At 64.4% G+C, this 25,166-nt stretch carries 18 protein-coding genes and 1 pseudogene; 13 read left to right on the top strand and 6 right to left on the bottom strand.

Going from position 1 to position 25,166, the window contains the following annotated elements; translation table 11 throughout:
• Positions 1–47: 47 nt before the first annotated feature.
• The 5 genes from BMY68_RS08315 to BMY68_RS08295 all read left to right on the top strand — a co-directional run bounded on the left by BMY68_RS08315 (position 48) and on the right by BMY68_RS08295 (position 6,563).
• Complete coding sequence (locus tag BMY68_RS08315; protein ID WP_009044146.1) at positions 48–3,515, top strand: response regulator; 3,468 nt, start codon at positions 48–50, stop codon at positions 3,513–3,515.
• On the top strand, positions 3,515–4,330 hold the full coding sequence (locus BMY68_RS08310; protein WP_009044145.1) for a CheR family methyltransferase: 816 nt from the start codon (positions 3,515–3,517) through the stop codon (positions 4,328–4,330). The genes BMY68_RS08315 and BMY68_RS08310 overlap by 1 nt, the downstream gene beginning before the upstream one ends.
• Positions 4,327–4,932, top strand: a complete 606-nt coding sequence (locus tag BMY68_RS08305; RefSeq protein WP_085530677.1) for a chemotaxis protein CheB — start codon at positions 4,327–4,329, stop codon at positions 4,930–4,932. Before BMY68_RS08310 ends, BMY68_RS08305 begins: the two co-directional genes overlap by 4 nt.
• On the top strand, positions 4,926–6,107 hold the full coding sequence (locus tag BMY68_RS08300) for a hybrid sensor histidine kinase/response regulator (RefSeq protein ID WP_085530678.1): 1,182 nt from the start codon (positions 4,926–4,928) through the stop codon (positions 6,105–6,107). The genes BMY68_RS08305 and BMY68_RS08300 overlap by 7 nt, the downstream gene beginning before the upstream one ends.
• Before the next feature lie 78 nt (positions 6,108–6,185).
• A complete protein-coding gene (locus BMY68_RS08295) occupies positions 6,186–6,563 on the top strand; it encodes a response regulator (RefSeq protein WP_007924849.1) in 378 nt (125 codons plus the stop codon).
• Between the two features lie 127 nt (positions 6,564–6,690).
• Here BMY68_RS08295 and BMY68_RS08290 read toward each other — a convergent pair whose 3' ends face one another.
• The gene (locus BMY68_RS08290; protein ID WP_085530679.1) at positions 6,691–7,746 is read right to left on the bottom strand and encodes a tetratricopeptide repeat protein; all 1,056 of its coding nucleotides are present in this window, start codon (positions 7,744–7,746) and stop codon (positions 6,691–6,693) included.
• A 290-nt stretch (positions 7,747–8,036) separates the two neighbouring features.
• Between BMY68_RS08290 and BMY68_RS08285 the strand changes: the two genes are divergently transcribed.
• Genes BMY68_RS08285 through BMY68_RS08275 form a run of 3 tightly spaced genes read left to right on the top strand, consistent with a single transcriptional unit; the run spans position 8,037 to position 11,321 of the window.
• Entirely contained in the window at positions 8,037–10,184 is a 2,148-nt protein-coding gene (locus tag BMY68_RS08285; RefSeq protein ID WP_085530680.1) for an FUSC family protein, read from the top strand.
• The gene (locus BMY68_RS08280; protein ID WP_007924845.1) at positions 10,174–10,377 is read left to right on the top strand and encodes a DUF1656 domain-containing protein; all 204 of its coding nucleotides are present in this window, start codon (positions 10,174–10,176) and stop codon (positions 10,375–10,377) included. The genes BMY68_RS08285 and BMY68_RS08280 overlap by 11 nt, the downstream gene beginning before the upstream one ends.
• Positions 10,374–11,321 (top strand): HlyD family secretion protein, encoded by a 948-nt coding sequence (locus tag BMY68_RS08275; protein WP_009044140.1) that lies wholly within the window; start codon positions 10,374–10,376, stop codon positions 11,319–11,321. The genes BMY68_RS08280 and BMY68_RS08275 overlap by 4 nt, the downstream gene beginning before the upstream one ends.
• Before the next feature lie 100 nt (positions 11,322–11,421).
• On the opposite strand, the gene BMY68_RS08270 is transcribed toward BMY68_RS08275, so the two are convergent.
• From BMY68_RS08270 to BMY68_RS08250, 5 genes and pseudogenes are all read right to left on the bottom strand, one after another.
• Positions 11,422–12,843, bottom strand: a complete 1,422-nt coding sequence (locus BMY68_RS08270) for an efflux transporter outer membrane subunit (protein WP_085530681.1) — start codon at positions 12,841–12,843, stop codon at positions 11,422–11,424.
• Positions 12,840–16,019 (bottom strand): efflux RND transporter permease subunit, encoded by a 3,180-nt coding sequence (locus tag BMY68_RS08265; RefSeq protein ID WP_085530682.1) that lies wholly within the window; start codon positions 16,017–16,019, stop codon positions 12,840–12,842. Before BMY68_RS08265 ends, BMY68_RS08270 begins: the two co-directional genes overlap by 4 nt.
• A 15-nt stretch (positions 16,020–16,034) precedes the next feature.
• Complete coding sequence (gene mexE, locus BMY68_RS08260) at positions 16,035–17,291, bottom strand: multidrug efflux RND transporter periplasmic adaptor subunit MexE (RefSeq protein ID WP_085530683.1); 1,257 nt, start codon at positions 17,289–17,291, stop codon at positions 16,035–16,037.
• Positions 17,292–17,572: 281 nt separating this feature from the next.
• The gene (locus BMY68_RS08255) at positions 17,573–18,232 is read right to left on the bottom strand and encodes a DUF2931 family protein (RefSeq protein WP_085530684.1); all 660 of its coding nucleotides are present in this window, start codon (positions 18,230–18,232) and stop codon (positions 17,573–17,575) included.
• A pseudogene (locus tag BMY68_RS08250) lies at positions 18,232–19,806 on the bottom strand (DUF2235 domain-containing protein). Before BMY68_RS08250 ends, BMY68_RS08255 begins: the two are co-directional and overlap by 1 nt.
• 259 nt (positions 19,807–20,065) lie before the next feature.
• On the opposite strand from BMY68_RS08250, the gene BMY68_RS08245 reads away from it, so the two are divergent.
• Genes BMY68_RS08245 through BMY68_RS08225 form a run of 5 tightly spaced genes read left to right on the top strand, consistent with a single transcriptional unit; the run spans position 20,066 to position 25,157 of the window.
• A complete protein-coding gene (locus BMY68_RS08245) occupies positions 20,066–21,382 on the top strand; it encodes a flavin-containing monooxygenase (RefSeq protein WP_085530685.1) in 1,317 nt (438 codons plus the stop codon).
• Positions 21,382–21,792: a RidA family protein gene (locus tag BMY68_RS08240; RefSeq protein ID WP_007924833.1), complete on the top strand. Its 411-nt coding sequence runs from the start codon at positions 21,382–21,384 to the stop codon at positions 21,790–21,792. The genes BMY68_RS08245 and BMY68_RS08240 overlap by 1 nt, the downstream gene beginning before the upstream one ends.
• Positions 21,793–21,802: 10 nt before the next feature.
• Entirely contained in the window at positions 21,803–22,477 is a 675-nt protein-coding gene (locus BMY68_RS08235; protein ID WP_085530686.1) for a DUF1028 domain-containing protein, read from the top strand.
• Entirely contained in the window at positions 22,470–23,633 is a 1,164-nt protein-coding gene (argE, locus tag BMY68_RS08230) for an acetylornithine deacetylase (RefSeq protein WP_085530687.1), read from the top strand. Before BMY68_RS08235 ends, argE begins: the two co-directional genes overlap by 8 nt.
• 57 nt (positions 23,634–23,690) lie before the next feature.
• Positions 23,691–25,157 (top strand): aldehyde dehydrogenase, encoded by a 1,467-nt coding sequence (locus tag BMY68_RS08225; protein WP_239694086.1) that lies wholly within the window; start codon positions 23,691–23,693, stop codon positions 25,155–25,157.
• Positions 25,158–25,166: the final 9 nt, after the last annotated feature.

Raw genomic sequence — 25,166 nt, 5'->3', positions numbered from 1 at the left:
CCTTTGGGGCAAACTCCATGGTTTTTACCCTTCACCAAGGCCTTTCAATGATCTCTTCGTCTTCGGTCGATGAACAGAGTTTTCGCAAGCTGCTAAGCCGCAACATCGCGCTTCCCCTGGGCGTGGGCGTGCTCAGCGCGGTGGTCTTCGTGTCCCTGATCAGCTATCTGCTCTCGGCGATCCAGTGGGTCCAGCACAGCGATCGGGTGATCAACAGCATCAACCAGGCGGCCAAGCTGACGGTCGACCTGGAAACCGGCATGCGCGGCTTCCTGATCACCGGCGACGAGCATTTTCTCGACCCGTATGAAGTGGCCAAGCCGCAGATCTTCAGCGAATTGCGCGAGCTGCGGGGGCTGGTGGCGGATAACCCACAGCAGGTGGATCGCTTCAAGCGCCTGGAAGCCTTGCAGGAAGAGTGGGGCCTGCACGCGAAAAACATGATCGAGATGCGTCGCCAGGAGGGCGATTATCGCCGCTCGGTACAGTCCGGCCGGGGCAAGCGCCTGACCGACCAGATGCGCAAGGAATACGACGAAGCGGTGGCGATGGAGCAGCAACTGCGGGTCGATCGCAACGAGAATGTCACGCGCACCACGGTCCTCAGCGTGGTCCTGTATCTGCTGTTCGTGGTGGGGATCAGCGGCTTGCTGGCCTATATCGGGCGCCGCGACCTGCTCAACCTGTCGAAGAGCTACAGCGCCAACCTCGAGGCCCAGCAGCAAAGTGCTCGGAGCCTGGCGCGACAGGCCTGGCTGCGCAGTGGCCAGACCGAACTGGCCGAGCAGTTGCTGGGGCAACTGACGCTGAACCTGCTGGGGCGCAACCTCCTGCAGTTCTGCGCGCAATACCTGGGCAGCGTGGTGGCGGCGCTGTATGTGCGTGAAGAGCACGGCGGCCTCAAGCGCGTGGCCGCCTACGGCTTCTCCCGCGAGCAGGAAGAGCGCGAACAGTCGATTTTCCTCGGTGAAGGCATGGTCGGCCAGGCGGCCCAGCAGGACCGGCTGATCCGCCTGGACGAGGTGCCCGCCGATTACTTCAAGGTCAGCTCCGGCCTGGGCGAAGGCGTGCCGCGCAGCGTGCTGGTGGTGCCGACCAGCGACGACGACCGGGTCAACGGGGTGATCGAGCTGGGCTTCCTGCGGGCCCTCAGCGAACGTGACGTCGAGCTGCTGGAACTGATCGCCGGCAATATCGGCACCGCCATCGAGGGCGCGCGTTATCGCCAGCGCCTGCAGGAAGTGCTGGCCGAAACCCAGCAGCTCAACGAAGAGCTGCAAGTGCAACAGGAAGAATTGAAGACCGCCAACGAGGAGCTTGAGGAACAGTCGCGGGTGCTCAAGGAGTCCCAGGTGCACCTGGAGGCCCAGCAGGTGGAGCTGGAGCAGACCAACGAGCAACTGGCGGAGCAGCGCGACGCCATGGACCGCAAGAACGGCGAGCTGAACCAGGCCCAGGTGCAGCTGCAGGAGCGTGCCGAGGAGCTGCAGCGTTCGAGCAAGTACAAGTCCGAATTCCTCGCCAATATGTCCCACGAGCTGCGCACGCCGCTGAACAGCTCGCTGATCCTGGCCAAGCTGCTGGCGGAAAACGCCGAGGAAAACCTCACTGCCGAACAGGTGCAGTTCGCCGAGTCGATTTATTCGGCGGGCAACGATCTGCTCAACCTGATCAACGACATTCTCGATATTTCCAAGGTAGAAGCCGGCAAGCTCGAAGTGCGTCCGGAAAACGCCAGCGTCGCGCGCTTGGTGGAAGGCCTGCGCGGGCTGTTCCAGCCGCTGACCGCGGACAAGGGCCTGGAATTTTGTGTCGAGTTGCAGCCCGGCGCGCCTTCGATGCTGTTCACCGACTGCCAGCGGGTCGAGCAGATTCTCAAGAACCTGCTGTCCAACGCGGTGAAGTTCACTGAGAAGGGCCAGGTCAGCCTGAGCGTGTCGCGCGAGCCCGAGGCGGGCATTGCCTTTGCTGTGCGCGACTCAGGGATAGGCATCGCCCCGGAACAGCAGGAAAGCATTTTCGAAGCCTTCCGCCAGGCCGATGGCACCACCAATCGCCGTTACGGCGGCACGGGCCTGGGATTGTCGATTTCCCGCGACCTGGCGGCGCTGCTCGGCGGTTCGATCACGGTCGCCAGCGAGCCGGGGCAGGGCAGTGTCTTCACCCTGGTGCTGCCGGAACAGTACGTCGAGCGCGCACCAGAGCCGCAAGAGGCGGCCAGGCCCGCCGCCGTGCGGGTGGCGCCGGCGCCGAGCAAACCGGCTGCGCCGCCGGTGCCCGAGGTGGAGATTGCGCGTTTCGCCGACGATCGCGACAAGGCGCCGTTCGCCACCCGCTGCATCCTGGTGGTGGAGGACGAACCGAACTTTGCCCACATTCTGTATGACCTGGCCCACGAGCTGGGTTACCAGTGCCTGGTGGCCCACGGCGCCGACGAGGGCTACAGCCTGGCCGAGCAGTTCGTGCCGGACGCGATCCTGCTGGACATGCGTCTGCCGGATCATTCCGGGCTGACGGTGTTGCAGCGCCTCAAGGCGCATGCCACCACCCGGCATATCCCGGTGCATGTGATCTCCGTGGAAGACCGGGTCGAGGCCGCCATGCACATGGGCGCCATCGGCTATGCAGTCAAGCCCACCACCCGCGAAGAGCTCAAGGACGTGTTCGCCCGCCTGGAAGCCAAGCTCACCCAGAAGGTCAAGCGTGTGCTGCTGGTGGAGGACGACGACCTGCAGCGCGACAGCATCGCCCGGCTGATCGGCGACGACGACATCGAGATCACCGCCGTCGGCCTGGCCCAGGAGGCCCTGGAACTGCTGCGCGACAACCTCTACGACTGCATGGTCATCGACCTGAAATTGCCGGACATGCTCGGTAACGACCTGCTCAAGCGCATGTCCACCGAGGATATCTGCTCGTTCCCGCCGGTGATCGTCTACACCGGGCGCAACCTGACCCGCGACGAAGAGGCGGAGCTGCGCAAGTATTCGCGCTCGATCATCATCAAGGGCGCGCGCTCGCCTGAGCGCCTGCTGGACGAAGTGACCCTGTTCCTGCACAAGGTCGAGTCCCAGCTGTCCCATGAGCGGCAGAAGATGCTCAAGGCCGCCCGCAGCCGCGACAAGGTCTTCGAGGGGCGCAAGGTCCTGCTGGTGGACGACGATGTGCGCAATATCTTCGCCCTCACCAGCGCCCTGGAACAGAAGGGCGCGATCGTGGTCATCGGCCGCAATGGCCATGAGGCGATCGCCAAGCTCAACGAAGTCGAGGACATCGACCTGGTGCTGATGGACGTGATGATGCCCGAGATGGACGGCTACGAAGCCACCCAGGAAATCCGCAAGCAGCCGCGCTGGCGCAAGCTGCCGATCATCGCGGTGACCGCCAAGGCCATGAAGGACGATCAGGAGCGCTGCCTGCAGGCCGGGGCCAACGATTACCTGGCCAAGCCGATCGACCTCGACCGGCTGTTTTCCCTCATTCGAGTCTGGTTACCCAAGATGGAAAGAATCTAGTGGAGCGCAATACCGAGATCGAACTGCGCCTGTTGATCGAAGCTATCTACCTCAAGTACAGCTACGACTTCCGCGATTACTCCGGCGCCTCGATCAAGCGCCGGATCAACCATGCGCTGCGCCAGTTCGAATGCAAGACCATTTCCGCCCTGCAGGAGCGGGTGCTGCACGATCCGGGCGCGTTCATGCAGCTGCTGCAGTTTCTGACGATCCCGGTCAGCGAGATGTTTCGCGACCCGTCGCACTTCCTGGCGATTCGCCAGGAAGTGGTGCCGCTGCTCAAGACCTATCCCTCGATCAAGGTCTGGATCGCCGGTTGCAGCACCGGCGAGGAGGTCTATTCCATGGCCATCCTGTTGCGCGAGGAAGGGTTGCTGGAGCGCACTATCATCTACGCCACCGATATCAATCCCAGCTCCCTGGAGAAGGCCAAGCAGGGCATCTTTTCCCTGGAGAACATCCGCGCCTACACCCAGAACTACCAGCAGGCCGGCGGTTTGCGCTCCTTTGCCGACTACTACACGGCGGCCTACGACTACGCGATCTTCGACAAGACCTTGCGTGAGAACGTGACCTTCGCCGATCACAGCCTGGCGACCGACAGCGTGTTTTCCGAAACCCAGCTGATTTCCTGTCGCAACGTGCTGATCTATTTCAACAAGAAGTTGCAGGACCGGGCCTTCGGCCTGTTCCACGAGTCGCTCTGCCACCGTGGATTCCTGGTGCTGGGCAGCAAGGAAACCCTGGACTTCTCGGCCTACGGCGAGCATTTCGAGCCGCTGGTCAAACAAGAACGGGTCTACCGCAAATCATGAACGATGACGCCAACGGGCAATCCGCCTTGCCGCGGGTCGAGGCCATAGTGATAGGTGCGTCGGCCGGCGGCGTCGAGGCGTTGCTGAAAATCTTCACGGCGTTTCCCGAGGGCTTCAGCCTGCCGATAGTGGTGGTGCTGCACCTGCCCGAAGAGCATCGCAGCCAGTTGGCCGAGCTGTTCGCCCGGCGCCTGGCGCTGCCCGTGAAAGAGGCCCGCGACAAGCAGACCATCGAGCGCGGCACCCTGTATTTCGCCGTGCCCGGTTATCACTTGTCGGTGGAGCAGGACCGCAGCCTGTCCCTGAGCCAGGAGGAGCGCGTGCATCATTCGCGTCCCGCCATCGATTACCTGTTCGACTCCGCCGCCGATGCCTATGGCCCGCGCCTGGCCGCGGTGCTGCTGACCGGGGCCAACCAGGACGGCGCGCAAGGCCTGGCCCAGGTCAAGCGGCGCGGTGGCCTGAGCATTGTCCAGGACCCGGCCGAGGCCCAGGTGGCGACCATGCCCGAAGCGGCCATCGCGCTGCACCGACCGGATTACATTCTCCCTTTGCACGGCATCAGCCGTCTGCTTGTCGAGCTGGAACGAATCGCATGTTAAGTAATATCCAAGCCAAGCTGCTGATCGTCGACGATCTGCCAGAGAACCTGTTGGCCCTCGAAGCGCTGATCAAGCGCGAGGACCGCCAGGTGTACAAGGCGCTGTCAGCGGACGAGGCATTGTCGCTGTTGCTCCAGCATGAGTTCGCCATGGCCATCCTCGATGTGCAGATGCCCGGCATGAACGGCTTCGAGCTGGCCGAACTGATGCGCGGCACCGAGAAGACCAAGAACATCCCCATCGTGTTCGTCAGCGCCGCCGGGCGCGAGCTCGACTATGCCTTCAAGGGCTACGAAAGCGGCGCGGTGGACTTTTTGCACAAGCCGCTGGATACCCATGCGGTGAAGAGCAAGGTCAATGTGTTCGTCGACCTGTACCGGCAGAGCAAGGCCATGAAGCAGCAGGTCGAAGCCCTGGAGCAGAGCCGGCGCGAGCAGGAGGCGTTGCTCAAGCAGTTGCAGGCGACCCAGAACGAACTGGAGCAGGCGGTGCGCATGCGTGACGACTTCATGTCGATCGTCGCCCACGAGGTGCGCACGCCGCTGAACGGCCTGATCCTGGAAACCCAGCTGCGCAAGATGCACCTGGCCCGCGACAACGCTTCCGCGTTCACCCTGGACAAGATGCATGCCATGGTCGAACGCGACGAGCGCCAGATCAAAAGCCTGATCCGCCTGATCGAGGACATGCTGGACATCTCGCGGATCCGTACCGGCAAGCTGTCGATCCGCCCGAGCCGGGTCGACCTGGTGCAGCTGGTGCGCGGCCTGCTGGAGAATTTCGCGCCCCAGGCCGAGGCCGCCGAGTCGTCGATTGCCCTGAACGCCGAAGACTCGGTACTCGGCCAGTGGGACGAGTTCCGCATCGAACAGGTGATCTCCAACCTGCTGACCAATGCCTTGCGCTATGGCGCCAAGAGCCCGATCGAAGTACGGGTCTACAGCGCGGGCGGGCAGGCGCGGGTCGAAGTGCGCGATCACGGGATCGGCATCAGCGAGGAAAACCAGGCGCGTATCTTCCAGCAGTTCGAGCGCGTCTCTGTCAATCATGCGGTGGCCGGGCTCGGGCTGGGGTTGTTCATTTCCGAGCAGATCGTCACCGCCCATGGCGGCACCATCGAAGTCGACAGCCGGATCGGCGAAGGTGCCTTGTTTCGCGTTTGTCTGCCGCTGTAGGAAAACACCGGCTCCCACGCAACCTTCTGGATGACCGGATGGTCGTATCAGCAGCTATTGACCGAACAAAGGCTTCTCATGAGTGAAGATGCACAAGACGTCGTACTGATCGTCGAAGATGAACCGGTGATTCTGATGTTGCTCGCCGACTATCTGTCGGGCCTGGGCTACCGGGTGTTGCAGGCGGAAAACGGCGAGCAGGCATTCGAGATCCTCGCCAGCAAACCGCACCTGGATGTGATGATCACCGACTACCGGCTGCCGGGCGGGATTACCGGGGTGATGATCGCCGAACCCGCGGTGAAACTGCGCCCCGACCTCAAGGTGATTTTCATCAGTGGCTATCCCACCGAGATTCTCGAATCCGGCAGCCCCATCGCGAGAAGCGCGCCGATCCTGGCCAAGCCCTTCGACCTCGACAGCCTGCAAGAGCAGATCCAGCGCCTGCTGGCGTGACCCTCTCTACAACCGCCGCGCTGTAGCCGCTGCCGAGGCTGCGAGGCTGCGATCGGACTGGGCGGCATGCCGAGGCAGTTGTCGATCACAGCCTCGCAAGCTCGGCAGCGGCTACAGGGAATAGCCTTTACAGGCCCTGCTGCAAGGCCGGATCGTCAGGGTTCTGTTGTTCCAGCTGGGCCAGCAGGATCTGCACGTTCTGCAGCTGGCCGCTTTCCTTCCAGTACTTGATCAGCAGCACCCGCGCCTTGCGGTTGGCGGGTTGGCGCTGGACGATTTCCTCGAGCTGTTTCTGCGCCGCTTCCAGCTCCTCTTCGCTGTGCAGGGTGGTGGCCAGGTCGTAGCGGTAATTGGCGTTGTTCGGCTCCAGCTCCACGGCGCGGGACAGGCCGAGCAGGGCGAACTCGCCCTGGTCGTGGTGCAGCAGCCACATGCCCAGGGCGTGTTGCAGGTAGGCGGAATCCTGTTGCGCCTGCAGCTGTTTGGCCAGCAACTGGCGGGCATCTTCGCTGCGGCCCTGGCGGTCGAGCACCTCCAGTTGCAGGATCACCGCTTGCAGGTTGTCCGGTTGCAGGCTCAAGGCGTGCTCCAGCGTCTGCTGGGCCTGGTCCAGGTTGGCGTTGTGCAGGTACAGGCGCGCCAGCTGGTATTGCGCCTCGACGTTCTCCGGCTGGGCCTTGAGCACCTGGGTGTACTCATCGATCACTTGCTGCAGCGGCCCGAAATACAGGCCCTGTTCATCAGGCGACAGGCCGAGCAGGGCGGTGACGGCGGCGAAGCGCACACCTTGCACTTCATCGTCCAGCAGCGGGCCGATCAGCAGGCTGCGCTGGCGCGCCGGGACCAGGCCGAGCACCGCCTGGATGGCGGCCTCGCGGACCTCGGGCTCGGCGTGGTGCAGGCCGGCGTCGGCCAGTTTCAGCGCCTGTGGGCTGGGGTAGTTGTGCAGCTCGGCGAGCAGGCGGATGCGCCGGCTGTCCGACAGGTCCGGACGCCCCAGCTGTTGATACAGCACCCGCGCCGCGCCGGGCTGGCCGTTGCGCGCCTGTTCCAGCGCCTTGCCGTAACCGTGCCTGATCGCATCCGGCACCGCCGGTGGCGTGGTACGCAGGAACAGCCACGCCAGGCCCAGGGCCAATACGACGATGAGGCTGATCAACAGGGTGCGGCGGGGCTTGGTCATGCAGGCATCCATGGCAGGGGCGGCTTTACGAAGGCGCAAGCTTCGGTCAGGTTCCCCTCGGAGTCAAACCCGCTTGCGGGGCGGCGGGCAGGACTCGGGTTTTCGCGGCAGGGCAAGGCTGGAAGAGCCGCGCCGGCTGGTCCAATCACTCTGCTTGACGACGCAGTTGGCGCGAACGATCGACAGTTCGGGAAAAATTGCCTTCCTGCCGGGAAGGCCGGGACGATAAGCTTTCCCGGCCGCAGACTGACTACGCTAGCCGCAGGTGCCCCTTTGTCCAGAATCCACTCATGCAGCCATTGATCAATTACTTCAAGGTCGTGATCCACCCGGGAGGCGCGGTGCTGCGCTTCGCCCTGCGTACCATCGCCGCCGGCCTCTTGACCCTGTACCTGGCGTTCATCTTCGACCTCGACCAGCCCAAGTGGTCGCTGATGGCGGTGATCATCGTCAGCCAGCCCCTGGCCGGCATGGCCCTGGCCCGCAGTTTCGGCCAGGTGGTCGGCACCACCCTGGGGGCCGCGGTGGCGGTGCTGATCATGGCGATCTTCCCCCAGGCGCCGCTGCCGTTCCTGGTCACCCTCGGCCTGTGGCTGGCGTTGTGCACCGCCGGCGGCACCTTGCTGCGCTACACCAGCTCCCAGGCCTTCGTGCTCAGTGGCTACACCGCGGTGGTAGTGGCGATGCTGGCGATCCCCGATCAAGGCAACACCCTGATGCTGGCCATTACCCGGGTCACCGAAACCCTGCTGGCGGTGGCTTGCGTCTGCGTGGTCAGCTTGCTGACGGCGCGCCCGGAGGCCGTGGCCCATGGCTACTTCGCCAAGATCGACCAGGTGCTCAAGTTGCTGGCGACCCACGCCGCGGCGGCGATCCGTACCGACGAAAGCGAGGCCGACTTCCACAAGCGGCAGATGCAGTTGCTGGGCGAGATCAGCGCCCTGGAAGGTTTGCGCCGCCACCTGTACTTCGATGCGCCACGCCTGCGCAGCGCCGATGGCCTGGTGCAACTGCTGGGCAACCAGCTGGTGCTGCTGACCTCGCGCCTCACCGTACTGCGCCACCAGCGCGAACTGCTGCGGGCGCGCTGGGTCGGCGAGCTGCCGGAGGCGATCCAGCAACTGCGCGCCGACGAACTGGCGTTTCTCGACGAACTGGCGCAGCACGGCCGCGCCTTGCCCGCCGCCTCGCGGCAGCAGTTCGCGCACTTGCAGCAGCGTTTCGACGAACAGGCGCGGCGCGCCGAGCGCGAGGCCGATGCCTTGCCCGCGACCCTGCGCTCCCTGGCCTGGGCCCTGCGCTGGGAGCAGGCGCGGATGCTCAAGCAGCTCGAAGACATTCTCGAATTCAGCGATGCCATCCAGGACGGTCGCCAGGCCAGTTGCCTGTACCGCCAGGGTCGCTCAAACCCACTGCACCTGGACTGGCCGCTGGCGGCGATGAATGCGCTGCGGGCCTTCACCGCGCTGCTGGTCGCCGGGCTGATCTGGATCGAAACCGCCTGGGACGGCGCGCGTTCGAGCATGGTCCTGGTGGGCATTCTCTGTTCGCTGATGGCGACCTTCCCGCGGCCCCTGGCGGCGGCGCAAAGCTATATGCGCGGCCAGGCCCTGGCGCTGGTGATCTCGGCGGTCTACGTCTTCGCCCTGGTGCCCTTGATCGGCGATTTCGAGTGGCTGGCGCTGTTGCTGGTGCCGCTGCTGTATACGGTCGCGGTGGGCCTGGCCAGCCCGATGACCGCCGGCATCGGCATGGGCCTGGGGCTGTCGAGCCTGCTGATGATCGGCCCACAGAACATCGGCGCCTGGCAGAACAATGCCGCTCAATGGTTCGAGTTCGCCGGGGCCTATGTCAGCGGCGGGGTGCTGTCGTTGCTGGTCTATGCGTTCATTTTTCCGTTCAACCCGGTGCTGCGCATTCGCCGCTTGTTCCGCGACACCCGCGAGCAGGTGTACGCCTTGCAGAAAACCACGGCCAGCGATGAGGAGCAGTTTGTCTTCGAGAGCCGCATGGTCGACCGCCTGACCCAGATGCTCGGGCTGTTGCCCGCCGCCGGCGACCGGGTTTCCGCCGAACGTTTCGAGACCAGCCTGGCCTGCATGACCCTGGGTGTGGCGATGAACCAGCTCAAGCAGCAGAGCCTGGACAACCCCTGGCTGAGCAGCGCGGCCAACGCCGACCTGCAGCAGTTGCTGCGGCGGGTCGGGCGCTATGTGGCGGGGCGCCCGGGGCTGGATGTGGACCCACTGCTGGCGCGCCTGCGGGAACTGGGCGACCACCTGGACCAGTTGCACGCCGACGATCGGCCAGAGGCCCACGAACAGCTGTGGTCGGTGTTCCGCATGCGCGTCTCGCTGCTGATCGTCGGCGCCTTCCTGGAGCGCTACCGCCCCATGCTGCAACCCACGGAAACAGGAGAACCGGCCCTTGCCCATTGATTTCGAATTCGGCGGCGTCTACCTGCCGCCCATTGCCCAGGCCCTGTTGCTGGCCTTGCCGATTTTCCTGCTGCTCGACTGGGGGCTGCGGCGCCTCGGTGTATTGCGTTTCGTCTGGCACGAAGCGTTGTTCGAAGGGGCGCTGTATGCCTGCGTCTGCGCCACGGTCATTCTGTTGATGGGAAGCCTATGAATCTGAAAAACACCCTGGCCCGTTCGATCACCCTGGTGGCGGTAGTGCTGGCGCTGGTGCTGGGCTGGTTCGCCTGGGAGCATTACACCCGCGCGCCCTGGACCCGCGATGCGCGGGTGCGGGCCGATGTGGTGACCCTGTCGGCGGACGTCGCCGGGCGCATCGTCAGCCTGCGGGTGCAGGACAACCAGCACGTGGACAAGGGCCAGCTGCTGCTGGAGATCGACCCGGCGCAATATGCCCTGGCCGTGGAGCATGCCAAGCGCTCGGTGGAAGTGGCGGTCGCCACCCTCGGCCAGTCCGAGGCGGCGATTGCCGCCAGCGCGGCGCAGCTCAAGCAGCGGCAAAGCGAAGAACGCCGGCGCCGCAGCCTGAAGCAGGGCTTCGCGATTTCCGGCGAGGAGTGGGAGAAGTCCAATACCGATGTGGCGGTGGCCCAGGCCGACCTGTTGCGCGACCAGGCCAACCTCGGCCTGGCCCAGGCCAACGTGCACCTGGCCCAGGCCGCGCTGAAGCAGGCCGAACTGGACCTGCAGCGCACCCGGGTCGAAGCCCCGGTCAGCGGCTACGTGACCAACCTGCAGACCCGCCAGGGCGACTACGCCAGTGCCGGCGCGGCCTTGCTGGCCCTGGTGGACAGCGACTCTTTCTATATCAGTGGTTATTTCGAGGAGACCAAGCTGCCGCGGATCGAGGAGGGCAGCGCGGTGCGCATCCAGCTGATGAGCGGCGAGACCTTCAACGGCAAGGTGCAGAGCATTGCCTTCGCCATTACCGACCGTGAGAACTCCCAGGGCAGCCGCCTGCTGGCCAACATCAACCCCAGCTACACCTGGGTCAAGCTGGCGCAGCGGGTGCCGGTGCGGATCGCCATCGACCCCGATTACCCGGGCAAGGACAGGTTGCGCGCCGGCACCACGGCGACGGTGACGGTGCTGGAATAGGCGATGCTTTTTGCCAGGCAAAAAAAGCCCCGTGACCGAATGAGAACACGGGGCAAAAAATTGGTTGGTTGCGGCCAACCAAAGGAGCTCGGTTGAAGCCTTATTTGCTGGCGACCGTCTCCGGCTGCCAGCCGCCACCCAGGGCCTTGTAGATGGCGACGATGCCACGGTACAGGTCGACCTCGGCCTGGGCCTGGGAGTCCTCGGCGGCCAGGCGTTCGCGCTGGGCGTCGAGCAGCACCAGGAAATCGACGGTGCCTTCGCGGTAGCGGATCTCTGCCAGGTCGGCCGCGGCGCGGCTCGACTCGCTCTGGCGAATCAGCGAGATCAGGCGTTGCTGGCGCTTGCCGTAGTCGCTGAAAGCGTTTTCCGACTCTTCCAGGGCCAGCAGCACTTGCTGCTCGTAGGTCGCCAGGGCGCCGTCGGCGTCGGCATTGGCGCCCCGCAGGCGGGCGCGCACGCTACCCAGGTCGAAGGCCGCCCAGGTAATGCTCGGGCCCAGGGCCCAGGCATTGGCGGCCGAGGAGCCGATCTGCGAACCACGGCCGGCGGTGAAGCCGAGGAAGCCGCTGAGGCTGACCCGCGGGAACAGGTCGGCCTTGGCCACGCCGATCCGCGCGGTGGCGGCGGCCAGCTGGCGTTCGGCGCTGAGGATGTCCGGGCGGCGCTGCAGCAGTTCGCCCGGGTCGCCGATCGGCAGGGCCTTGGCAATCGCCGGCAACTGCGCGGGTTTGAGATCGACACTGAGCTTGTCCGGACGCTCGCCCAGCAGGGTGGCGATACGGTTGCGCTGGCGCACCTGTTCGGCCTGCAGTTGCGGCACGCTGGCCTCTACCGCGGCCAGGCGCGCATCGGCGCGGACCACGTCGAGCTGGTCGCCGACGCCGGCGTCACGCAGGCTTTCGGTGATCTTGCGCGACTCCTGCTGGTTGTCCAGGTTGGCCAGGGCGATCTTTTCCCGCAGTTGGGCGCCGCGCAGTTGACCGTAGGCGTCCACCAGCTCGGCAATCATGGTGACTTGCAGCTGGTAGAGGTCGGCCTCGGCGGCCTGCTGGTCGGCTTCGCTGGCTTCCAGGTTGCGCTGGATGCGGCCGAACAGGTCCAGTTCCCAGGCCATGTCCAGGCCCAGGTCGTAGCGTTCGCTGTTGACCCGGCGGGTGGTCTGGCCGGGGATCTGCCCCTTGGCCAGATCGCTGCTGGCGCGGCTGGTGATGGTCGGCATCGCATCGTTGCTGGCGTCGTCGCGGATCGCCCGGGCGGCCCGCAGACGGGCGAAGGCCACGCGCAATTCACGGTTGCCCTGCAAGGACTTTGTCACCAGCTGGTTGAGCACCGGGTCGTCGAACTGCTGCCACCAGATGCCTTCGAAGCGCGCGCGGTCGAACTGCTTCTGGCCCGCGGCGCCATCGGCGGCGGCCGCGATATGGGCCGCCTCGGTGGTCGGGGTCTGGTAGTCCGGGCCGACGGCACAGGCGCTCAGGGCCAGTGCCAGCAAACTCGGCAGGAAGACTTTCAGGCTCATTGTTGCGCCTCCAGTTTCAGGGCACGGGTCGCTTTGCGGGCTTCGCTGCGCTCCACATAGTTGCGGATCAGGACGTAGAACACCGGGGTCAGCAGCAGGCCGAAGAAGGTCACCCCGAGCATCCCGGAGAACACCGCGACACCCATGGCGTGACGCATTTCTGCACCCGCACCGCTGGAGAACACCAGGGGCACCACACCCATGATGAAGGCGAACGAGGTCATCAGGATCGGCCGCAGACGCAGGCGGCAGGCTTCCAGGACCGCGGCCAGCGGGTCGAGGCCCTCTTGCTGCTTGTCCTTGGCGAACTCGACGATCAGGATCGCGTTCTTGCACGCCAGGCCCACCAGTACGATCAGGCCGATCTGGGTAAAGATGTTGTTGTCGCCACCGGACAGGATCACCCCGGCGATAGCCGACAGCAGGGTCATGGGCACGATCAGGATCACCGCCAGCGGCAGGCTCCAGCTCTCGTATTGCGCGGCCAGTACCAGGAAGGCCAGCAGCACGCAGAGCGGGAAGACGAACAGCGCGGTGTTACCGGCCAGGATCTGCTGGTAGGTCAGCTCGGTCCATTCGTAGGTCATGCCGTTGGGCAGTTCTTCCTTGAGCAGTTTCTCGATCGCCGCTTCCGCCTGGCCGGAGCTGTAGCCCGGTGCGGCCGCGCCGTTGATTTCCGCGGTGACGAAGCCGTTGTAGTGCATCACACGGTCGGGACCGGCGGTGTCACTGACCTTGATGAAGGTCGCCAGCGGGATCATCTCGCCCTTGTTGTTGCGTACTTTCAGCTGGCCGATCTGCTCGGCTTCGAGACGGAACTGCTGTTCAGCCTGGACGTTGACCTGGTAGGTACGGCCAAAACGGTTGAAGTCGTTGGCGTACAGCGAGCCCAGGTAGACCTGCAGGGTGTCGAAGATGTCGCTGATGGCCACGCCGTGGGTCTTGGCCTTTTCCCGGTCGATAGCCGCGTCGACCTGGGGCACGTTGACCTGATAGCTGGTGAACAGCCCGGCCAGTTCCGGCACGCTGCGACTCTTGGCGATGACGTTCTGCACTTCTTTATACAGCTCTTCGTAACCCATGCCGCTGCGGTCCTCGACCTGCAGGCGGAACCCGCCGATGGTCCCCAGACCCTGTACCGGCGGCGGTGGGAAGATCGCCATGTAGGCTTCCTGGATATCGGCGTACTTGCCGTTCAGGGCGCCGGCGATGGCCCCGGCGGACATGCTCGGGTCCTTGCGCTCGTCGAAAGGCTTGAGGGTCACGAACACGATGCCGTTGTTCGGGCTGTTGGTGAAACCGTTGATCGACAGGCCAGGGAAGGCCACTGCGCTTTCCACGCCCGGTTGCTTCAGGGCGATGTCGGACATGCGCTTGATCACGTCCTCGGTGCGGTCCAGGCTCGCGGCATCCGGCAGTTGGGCGAAGGCCACCAGGTATTGCTTGTCCTGGGCCGGGACGAAGCCCATCGGCGTGTGGGCGAAGCCAAACCAGGTCAGCACCATCAGGCCCGCGTAGAGGAACAGGGCGATGCCGCTGCCACGAATCACCCGGCGCACGGTGCCGACATAACCATGGCTGGCGCGGTCGAAGAAGCGGTTGAAGGGTTTGAACAGCCAGCCACCCAGCAACTTGTCGAGGAACTTGGAGAAGCCGTCCTTCGGTGCGTGGTGATCCTTGAGCAAGACCGCGGCCAGGGCCGGTGACAGGGTCAGGGAGTTGAAGGCCGAGATCACCGTGGAGATCGCGATGGTCAGGGCGAACTGCTTGTAGAACTGCCCGGTCAGGCCGCTGATGAAGGCTGCCGGCACGAACACCGCGCAGAGCACCAGGGCGGTGGCGATGATCGGCCCGGTCACTTCGCGCATGGCGCGCTTGGTGGCTTCCACCGGGTTCAGGCCGAGGCCGATATTACGCTCGACGTTTTCCACCACCACGATGGCGTCGTCCACCACGATACCGATGGCCAGCACCAGCCCGAACAGCGACAGGGCGTTGAGCGAGAAGCCGAACAGGTGCATCACGGCAAAGGTACCGATCAGCGAGACCGGCACCGCCACCAGCGGGATGATCGAGGCGCGCCAGGTCTGCAGGAACAGGATCACCACCAGCACCACCAGGATCAGCGCTTCGAACAGGGTATGCACCACTGCCTCGATGGAGCCACGCACGAAGATGGTCGGGTCGTAGACGATGCTGAAGTCCATGCCTTGCGGGAAACTCTGTTTCAGCTCGGCCATCTTGGCCCGCACTTCGTTGGAAATCTCGATGGCGTTGGAGCCAGGGCGCTGGAAGATCGGGATCGCCACCGCCGGCTGGTTGTTCAGCAGCGAACGCAGGGCGTACTGGTTGGAACCCAGCTCGACCCGGGCGATGTCTTTCAGGCGGGTGATCTCGCCGTTGTCGCCGGAGCGGATGATGATGTTCTCGAACTCTTCCTCGGTCACCAGGCGGCCCTGGGTGTTGACCGACAGCTGGAAGCTGGTGGCGCTCGGCGCGGGCGGGGCGCCCAGGGTACCGGCGGCGACCTGGCGGTTCTGCTCGCGAATGGCGGTGACCACGTCGGTGGCGGTCAGGTTGCGCGAAGCGGTCTTGTTCGGATCGAGCCAGACCCGCAGCGAGTAGTCGCCCATGCCGAACAGCTGCACATCGCCGACGCCGCCCAGGCGCGCCAGCTCATCCTTGATATTGAGGATGGCGTAGTTGGACAGGTAGAGCATGTCGTAGCGTTTGTCCGGCGAGGTCAAGTGCACGACCATGGTCAGGTCGGGCGAGGCCTTGTCCACGGTGATGCCGATGCGCGTCACCTCTTCAGGCAGCTTGGGCTCGGTGCGGGTCACGCGGTTCTGCACCTGCACCTGGGCGTTGTCCAGGTCGGTACCCAGGGCGAAGGTGATGGTCAGGGTGATCTTGCCGTCGGCGGTGGACTGCGAGGACATGTAGAGCATGTTCTCGACGCCGGTGATGGCCTGTTCCAGGGGCGCGGCCACGGTTTCGCCGATGACTTTCGGGTTGGCGCCCGGGAAGTTGGCGCGCACCACCACGGTCGGCGGTACCACTTCCGGGTATTCGCTGATGGGCAGCTGGAACAGCGAGATGGAGCCGGCGATCAGGATCAGCAGCGACAGCACCGCTGCGAAGATCGGCCGTGAAATGAAGAATTGGGAGAAATTCATCTTGAGTCTTTTCCCTTAACCGCGTGGAGTCGCAGCGCTGGCCAGTTTCGCAGCCGCTTCAGACGCGCCCTTGGCGGGGGCGACTTGAGGCAGGTTGCTGGCTTCCAGGGCCTTTCTTTGTTGCGCCAGGGCGGCGAGGGTTTCCTTGCTGGCCATCGGCACCACTTCAGGGCTGACCGGGGCGCCCGGACGGGCGCGCTGCAGACCCTTGACGATGATGGTGTCGTCCTTGTTCAGGCCGTTGCGCACGATGCGCAGGCCTTCGATCTTCGGCCCCAGCTCGACGGCGCGGTACGCCGGCTTGTTGTCGGCATCCATCACCAGCACGAACTTCTTGCCCAGGTCGGTCCCCACCGCTTCGTCGTTGATCAGCACGGCGGAGTAGGTGCCGCTGCCCACCAGTTTCAGGCGTGCATAGAGGCCCGGGGTGTAGCTGCCGTCGGCGTTGTCGAACACCGCGCGACCGCGGATGGTGCCGGTCTGCGGGTTGACCTGGTTGTCGACGAAGTTCATCTGGCCCAGGTGCGGGTGGCCATCTTCATTGGACAGGCCAAGGTAGACCGGGGTGGTCTGGCCACGCTGGCCCTGGCGGGCGAGCTGGGCGTACTTGAGGTACACACGCTCGTCGGCGTCGAAGTAGGCGTAGACCTTGTCGGTGGAGACCACGCTGGTCAGCGGGGTGACATCGGCGGTCACCAGGTTGCCGGCGGTGATTTGCGCACGGCTGACGCGACCGCTGATGGGCGCGCTGACCCGGGTGAAACTCAGGTTGAGCTTGGCCACGTCCAGTTGCGCCTGGATTGCGTCGACTCCGGCGCGGGCTTCCTGGGCGGCACTGGTGCGGGTGTCGGCCAGCTCGGCGGAGATCGCGTTGCTGGTCAGCAGGCGCTGGCCGCGCTGGGCTTCATTGGCACTGCGGGTGGCGGTGGCGCGGGCTTGTTGCAGCTGGGCTTCCAGGCGGCGCACTTCGGCCTGGAACGGCCGCGGGTCGATCTGGAACAGCAGGTCGCCTTTTTTCACCAGGGCGCCTTCGGTGAAGGCCACCTGGTCGATCTGGCCGGAAACCCGTGGGCGGATCTCTACGGTTTCAGGCGCCTCGAGGCGCCCGGTGAACTCGTCCCATTCGTTGACCGGCTGTTCGAGCACCTTGGCTACGCTGACTTTGGCGGCGGGCATGCTGGCGGCCGTTTCCGGCGCCTTGCCACAAGCGCTCATCACCAGCACGGCCAGGAGTGCGAGAGGGAAGCGTAAGTGTTTGAGTGACTGTTCCATGGATCATCCGCCAATGTATTTGAGATGGGCGGATGATGCTCGGCAGGGTTGTATCGCACGAATCGAATGAGACGAAGGTAACTATCATTCGGAATGATATAAGCGCGATGAAAGCCCTCTAGCATGCACCTTTCGTTAGGGGGCTATCAATTCCCTAAACGGAATTTCATTGTTTCCGCGATTGCAAGGGTCGGACGGCGAGGGCGGTGACGGCATAAGGTGTTATCGCAAGGATTGTCGTCCTGGTTGCGGTCTGCCGGGCAGGGAGGCGAGTGCTTTCATTACCAACTGCCATAGGGGATGCCAAATTTCTCTATATAGCGTTTGGATTTCTCGCTGACCTTATAGGCATAACGGCCGTTGTTTTTTCCTTGGCTGGGTCCCAATGGTTCGACTTCAGCTTGAGCTCGAGCGACTTTGACTGTGTGGCGGCATTCATCTCTTACCCACACTTGAACAATGCCGCCCGGCGCCAAACCCAGATAGACGGACGCCATATAGCGGGCGGTCTGGTCCGGTGTTTCCGAGCAGCGTCGGTTAGTTGAGGCCCGCATGATTTTTCGGGCCTCTTCGGGGATCTCCACCCACGCCCGATAAGTCTGTGGTTCCACGATGGATTGCCAACGTACGTAAATACGCTTGGGCAGGTCGGCTCCCACCACTGACCATCCATTGCCTCCAACTTTATCTTCCCAGCCCCGGGCCCACTCTGTGTCATAACCGAGGTCGCCACCTGCTGCGGAGCCGCTGCCAGTGTGGGTGAATAGCTGGCCATTGATGTCTTCAACGGCGCTGTCTTCGACCCAGACTTTCATGTAGAACGGCTCGATAAAGCCAAGCTGCCACCAGGGGGCTTTCGGGTCATTCTTTCCAGAAAGTGGATCAGTGGCTTGGCAGCCACTTAGCAGCAGTGCGCCCAGCAGTGCGATAAATGCTCTCATTACCAAAGTGTCCAGTCAGGTACGTGAGGGTGTTGCACACGCACGGCATCCACCGTGGGGGCATTGATGTAGACGACTTTAAGACTGCCGCCGTCCCGTTTACCCAGCGGGTGGTTCCAGTGGGCCGAGAGATGGATATAGCGCAGCTTGAGCAGAGTCTCCTCGGCTGGCGTCGTACTGTAGTCACCGGCGACAAACCTGTCACATAGTGCTTGAAGCTCCGTTGGAATCGCGTACTCGGGTGTCTCCGGGATTTCCTCGAATTGCACACCGTTCTGCCTGGCCAGCTCATACATGACGCGCAAAGTTACTCCCGCCAGCTTATTGCTCATTGGCCTATTGAGTTGCAGGCCGGCATATACCCGTTTTCTTCGTGGTCCGAGGCGATTCTGTGGATCCTGGGGCAGCAACAGCGGCTCCGGTGTGACGATTTCCAGCCATTGCGCGGGCCAACCCTTGGCCAGCCAGTGTGCTCTTGCCTGGAGCGCATCCCGGTAAATCGAGGTGTGGGTCACATCGGTATTGATTGAGACTTCCAGCGCCTGCATCGGAGTGACCAGTACACACTCCTGCACCTCATCGAGATAACCGCCGCCGATATCCGAATGCGCGCCGGGTAGAGTGATCTCGGCGTGATCAGGTTTGACCTGGCTCAGGGCGAAGTTGGCGCGGTACTCGTCGCGGGCGACCAGTTGCACCACCGAGCGAAAGTAGCGGCGGTCGAGGTGGAGCTTGATACCGGGAGCAATGGCGCTGCGCACATTGCCCAGATTGCTCAAGCCGGCAATCGAAGGCACGGTGTCGAACAGACCGATAAAACCCATATCGACATCGTGGCCGTACTGCCGGTTGAAGTTGGGACTGAGGGCCTCGCAATGGCTATGCAAAATCAGTTGCAGCGGTCCGAGCCAGCGCACGACCTCATTGGCAAAGTGCCGGGCTGCTGCCGCGCCTCAGCTAAAGCCGAAGGCATCGAAGGTCAGTGAAGTGATTTCACTTTCGAGATTCTCTTCATGGGTTTCACGGACAAGTTCCTCTATTTCCCGAAATGCCCTTTGTACACACCCCAAGACACCTCTTTCACCACGCCCGGTTCCAGAGGTAATCACGCTGTCTTTCTCGCCTGTCTTTGTGCCGATGCCCTCGATATAGATTGAGCGAAAGGCTTGCTTATGTAGACCTTCACCTTCGACTTTTTGGGGGGCGTGGTACAGCTCTCTCAACAGTTTTATATTGCTCACCCCATTCCCATAACTGCTCTGCGGATCGCTCATATATGGCTTGCAACTACCATCGATATCCCTGGCTTCAACAGGATGCTGAGCCCCACACAACTCACCCATAGCCGAGTTGCCAGCATTGTTGCCGGTGCCATCAAAGAACACGCCAATGCGCAGTGCCACCTGGACTTTTTCAGGCGGTGGCGCAGGTTCCTTGGCGTACTTCTCGTACTGGGCCCAGAGCTGTTCGCCGTAGCTGGGTTGTTCGGTCTCTGCGGCGCGTTCGGCGGGGCTTTGGTTGGGATTGGCGGGCCGTAAAACACTGGGCATCGGCCCGGGTCCGTTGCTGGCCATGACGGGTCCTGGTTCAAGCGAAAGGGTCGCTGGAAACCGTACCGGGAATGCTGGGGCAGGGATTTAGGAGGATTCTGCAAGAGGCTGGGCAGTGGCTGATTCGGTTGTAGGGCTGATGCAGAGCCCCCCCGATAGCCAGACAGTTTTTTACTCTCTAGCAACCACAAAAATCATAATTTCGGCATTTCCCTCCTTCTCCCAGAATGCGTCCTACACCTCCCACGGCTGCCTACGTGGGATCACTCAACAGGGCGCAGACATGACAACCCATAGAACAATAATCGACACGCTTGTAGTGGGCGCCGGCCAAGCCGGCGTGGCCATGAGCGAACACCTGAGCCGCCTGGGCGTGCCGCACCTGGTGCTGGAGCGCAACCGCGTTGCCGAAGCCTGGCGCAGCGGGCGCTGGGATTCGCTGGTGGCCAACGGCCCGGCCTGGCACGACCGCTTTCCGGGCCTGGAATTCGAAGGCCTGGACCCCGATGCCTTCGCCGGCAAGGACCAGGTCGCCGACTACTTCGAAACCTACGCCCGTAAATTCAATGCACCGATCCGCACCGGCGTCGAAGTCAGGAAGGTGGTGCGTAACGCCAACCGCCCGGGCTTCACCGTGGACACCAGCGACGGGGTGATCGAAGCCCGGCAAGTGGTGGTGGCCACCGGTCCGTTCCAGTGCCCGGTGATCCCGCCGATCGCCCCGCAGGATCAGCGTGTGCTGCAAATGCACTCGGCGGCCTACCGCAATCCGCAACAGCTGCCCGAAGGCGCGGTGCTGGTAGTGGGCGCCGGTTCGTCGGGGGTGCAGATCGCCGATGAACTGCAACGTGCCGGCAAGCAGGTCTACCTCTCGGTCGGCGCCCATGACCGCCCGCCGCGGGCCTACCGCAACCGTGATTTCTGCTGGTGGCTGGGGGTGCTTGGCGAGTGGGACGCCGAGACCATGCAGCCGGGCAAGGAGCACGTGACCATCGCCGTCAGCGGCGCCCGTGGTGGGCATACCGTGGACTTCCGCCGGCTGGCCCACCAGGGCATGACCCTGGTCGGCCTGACCAAGGCCTTCGATAACGGTGTGGTCCGCTTCGAGGCCAACCTGGCCGAGAACATTGCCCGCGGCGACGAAAACTACCTGGCGCTGCTCGACGCCGCCGATGCCTACATCGCCCGCAACGGCCTGGACCTGCCGCAAGAGCCCGAAGCGCGGGTGATGCTGCCGGACCCACCGTGCCTGACCCAGCCGCTCCTCGAACTCGACCTGGCCAAGGCAGGCGTCGGCACCATCATCTGGGCCACCGGCTATTCGGTGGACTACAGCTGGCTGCAGGTCGACGCCTTCAAGGACAACGGCAAGCCCCGGCACCAGCGCGGCGTGTCCAGCGAGCCCGGGGTCTATTTCGTCGGCCTGCCGTGGCTGTCGCGCCGCGGCTCGGCGTTTATCTGGGGCGTGTGGCATGACGCCCGGCACATCGCCGAGCACATCGTCAAACAGCGCCTCTACTTCGATTATCGCGACGCCGCGCAGCGTCAAGCCGAGCGCGAATCCGCCACTCAACCCGCCAGCCGCATGGGAGCCCGCTGATGCCTACTCATACCCGCATCCGCATGTTCAACACCAAAGACACCTACCCGAACCAGAGCCTGGACAACGACCTGTGCCAGGCCGTGCGCGCCGGCAACACCGTGTATGTGCGTGGCCAGGTCGGCACCGACTTCAATGGCCAGCTGGTCGGCCTCGGCGACCCGCGGGCCCAGGCCGAGCAGGCCATGCGCAACGTCAAGCAACTGCTGGAAGAGGCTGGCAGCGACCTCAGCCATATCGTCAAGACCACCACCTACCTGATCGACCCGCGTTACCGCGAGCCGGTCTACCAGGAGGTCGGCAAGTGGCTCAAGGGTGTGTTCCCGATCTCCACCGGGCTGGTGGTCAGCGCCCTGGGCCAGCCGCAGTGGCTGATGGAAATCGACGTGATCGCGGTGATCCCCGAATAAGGAGTACGCCATGACTTTTTCCATCGTCGGCCGCTGCGCCGAAACCGGCCAGCTGGGCATTGCCATCAGCTCGTCGAGCATCGCCGTCGGCGCCCGTTGCCCCTGGCTGCGCAGCGGGGTGGGCGCGGTGTCGAGCCAGAACATCACCTTGCCGGCCCTCGGCCCCCAGGTGCTCGACGGCCTGGGCGACGGCCTGGCGCCGGCGCAGGCCCTGGACCAGGCGCTGACCCGCAATGGCTACAGCCAGTACCGCCAGGTGGCGGTGGTGGATGCCCGGGGGCGCACGGCGGTGTTCAGCGGCAATCACGCGCTGGGCATTAACAACGCGGTGGCCGGTGAGCAATGCGTGGCGGCCGGCAACCTGCTGGCCAGCAGCGCGGTGATCGAGCGCATGGTCGAGGCCTTCGAAAGCAGCGAGGGCTGCTTGGCGGCGCGGCTGCTCAGCGCGCTGCAGGCCGGGCAGGACGCCGGGGGCGAGGCGGGCGCGGTGCATTCGGCGGCGCTGTCGGTGGTCGGCGAGCTGGTCTGGCCGATCGTCGACCTGCGGGTGGACTGGGCCGAGGCCAACCCCATCGGCGAGCTGCACAGGCTCTGGAGCGCCTACGAGCCGCAGTTGCAGGATTACCTGACCCGCGCCCTCAATCCGACCCTGGCGCCGAGCTACGGAGTACCGGGCGATGAGTGAGCTGCGCAGCCGCGCCTTGCTGGCCAGGCTGGTCGGCTTTGCCACGGTCAGCCGCGATTCGAACCTGGCCTTGATCGAGTTCGTGCGCGACTACCTGCACGGCCTGGGCGTGAGCTGCGAGCTGATCTACAACGCCGAACGGACCAAGGCCAACCTGCTGGCCAGCATCGGTCCGGCGGTGGAAGGCGGCATCGTGCTCTCCGGGCACACCGACGTGGTGCCGGTGGACGGTCAGCCCTGGACGCTCGAACCCTTCAGCCTGACCGAGCGCGACGGCAAGCTCTACGGGCGCGGCACCGCCGACATGAAAGGCTACCTGGCCTCGGTGCTGGCCGCGGTGCCGCTGTTTCTCGAAAGCCCGCTGCGCCGGCCGGTGCACCTGGCGTTCTCCTATGACGAGGAGGTCGGTTGCCTCGGCGTGCGCAGCCTGCTGGAAGTGCTGCCACAGCGCATCCCGCAGCCGGCGCTGTGCCTGATCGGCGAGCCCACCGAGCTCAAACCGGTGCTCGGCCACAAGGGCAAGCTGGCCATGCGTTGCCATGTGCACGGCGCGCCATGCCACTCGGCCTATGCGCCTTACGGGGTCAACGCCATCGAGCAGGCGGCGCGGATGATCGGCCGGCTGGGGGAGATCGGCCGGCGCCTGGCGGCCTCCGAGCATCACGACGCTCGCTTCGACCCGGCGTTCTCCACCGTGCAGGTCGGGGTGATCCAGGGCGGCACGGCGCTGAATATCGTCCCGGCCGACTGCCGCTTCGACTTCGAGGTGCGCGCCTTGCCGGCCTTCGAACCCCAGGCGGTGGTGGACGAACTGCAAAGTTATGCGGAACAGGACTTGCTACCGGCGATGCAGGCAATCAAGGCCGATACGGCGATCCGCTTCGAAGCGATCTCGGCCTATCCGGGGTTGGCGACTGCTCCTGAAAGCGCCGCCGCGCGGCTGGTGGCGCAACTCTGTGGCAGCGCGGACTTCAGCACCGTGGCCTTTGGCACCGAAGGCGGATTGTTCGACCAGGCCGGCATCCCGGCGGTGGTCTGCGGCCCCGGCAGCATGGACCAGGGCCACAAGCCGGACGAGTTCGTCAGCGTCGAGCAGATGGCGGCCTGCGACCGGCTGATGGAGCGCCTGGCCGAATACCTCTGCACGCATCGATAACGATTTTTCAATAAGAACAAGGAATCCGCAGTGAAAGATTTCAACGAGTGGACAGCCCTGGCGCAGCGCCAACGCCTGATCGACAGCGCCTTTATCGACGGTGAGGCGTGCCAGGCCGAGAGCGGCGCACGCTTCGATGTGGTCAACCCGGCCACCGAGAAACGCCTGGCCCAAGTGGCCGCCTGCGGCGCGGTCGAGGTCGACCGGGCGGTGCGCAGCGCCCGCCGTGCGTTCGAGCAGGGCCCCTGGGCCAGGATGGCGCCCGGCGAGCGCAAGGCGATCCTGCTGCGCCTGTCGCAGCTGATGTTGGAGCACCGCGATGAACTGGCCTTGCTCGATTCCCTGAGCATGGGCAAGCCGGTGATGGATGCCTGGAATATCGATGTGCCGGGCGCGGCCCATGTATTTGCCTGGTACGGCGAAAGCCTCGACAAGCTCTATGACCAGGTGGCGCCGAGCGCCAGCAATGTCCTGGCGACCATCACCCGGGTGCCGCTGGGAGTGATCGGCGCGGTGGTGCCATGGAATTTCCCGCTGGACATGGCCGCCTGGAAGCTGGCCCCGGCCCTGGCCGCCGGCAACAGCGTGGTGCTCAAGCCGGCCGAACAGTCGCCGTTCTCGGCCCTGCGCCTGGCGGAGCTGGCCATCGAAGCCGGCCTTCCCAAGGGCGTACTCAACGTGGTGCCGGGCCTGGGCGAGGAGGCCGGTCGCGCCCTGGGCCTGCACATGGAGGTGGATGCCCTGGTGTTCACCGGCTCCACCGAGGTCGGCAAGTACTTCATGCAGTACGCCGCGCAGTCGAACCTCAAGCAGGTCTGGCTGGAGTGCGGCGGCAAGAGCCCGAACCTGGTGTTCGCCGATTGCCAGGACCTGGACCTGGCGGCCGAGAAAGCCGCGTTCGGCATCTTCTTCAACCAGGGCGAAGTCTGCTCGGCCAACTCGCGCCTGCTGGTGCAGCGCTCGATTGCCGACGGGTTCATCGAGCGCCTGGTGGCCAAGGCGCGCCAGTGGCAACCGGGCAATCCGCTTAACCCGGCGAGCCGGGCAGGGGCCATCGTCGATGCGCGGCAGACGCAGCGCATCAAGCGCTACATCGAGCAGGCCCAGGCCGAGGGCGCGCAGTTGGTGTGCGGCGGTCGGCAACTGAGCATCGACGGTTCGAGCAACTTTATCGAGCCGACCATCTTCAGCGGCGTGACCGCCGACATGACCCTGGCCCGCGAAGAAGTGTTCGGCCCGGTGCTGGCGGTCACGCTGTTCGACGACGAAGACCAGGCGGTGGCCCTGGCCAACCAGCACATCTATGGCCTGGCCGCTTCGCTGTGGACCGACGACCTCAATCGCGCGCATCGGGTATCGCGGCGGCTGAATGCCGGGACCGTGTCGGTGAATACCGTCGATGCGCTGGATGTCACCGTGCCCTTTGGCGGCGGCAAGCAGTCGGGCTTCGGTCGCGACCTGTCGCTGCATTCGTTCGACAAGTACACCCAGCTGAAAACCACCTGGATTCAACTGCGGGGCTGAGACCCCGAA

Origin of the sequence: Pseudomonas sp. NFACC41-3, from assembly GCF_900109505.1 — a bacterium.
Taxonomy (GTDB): Bacteria; Pseudomonadota; Gammaproteobacteria; order Pseudomonadales; family Pseudomonadaceae; genus Aquipseudomonas; species Aquipseudomonas chlororaphis.
The sequence above is the reverse complement of the archived record's forward strand: the minus strand, read 5'-3'. Positions and strand labels throughout refer to the sequence as shown.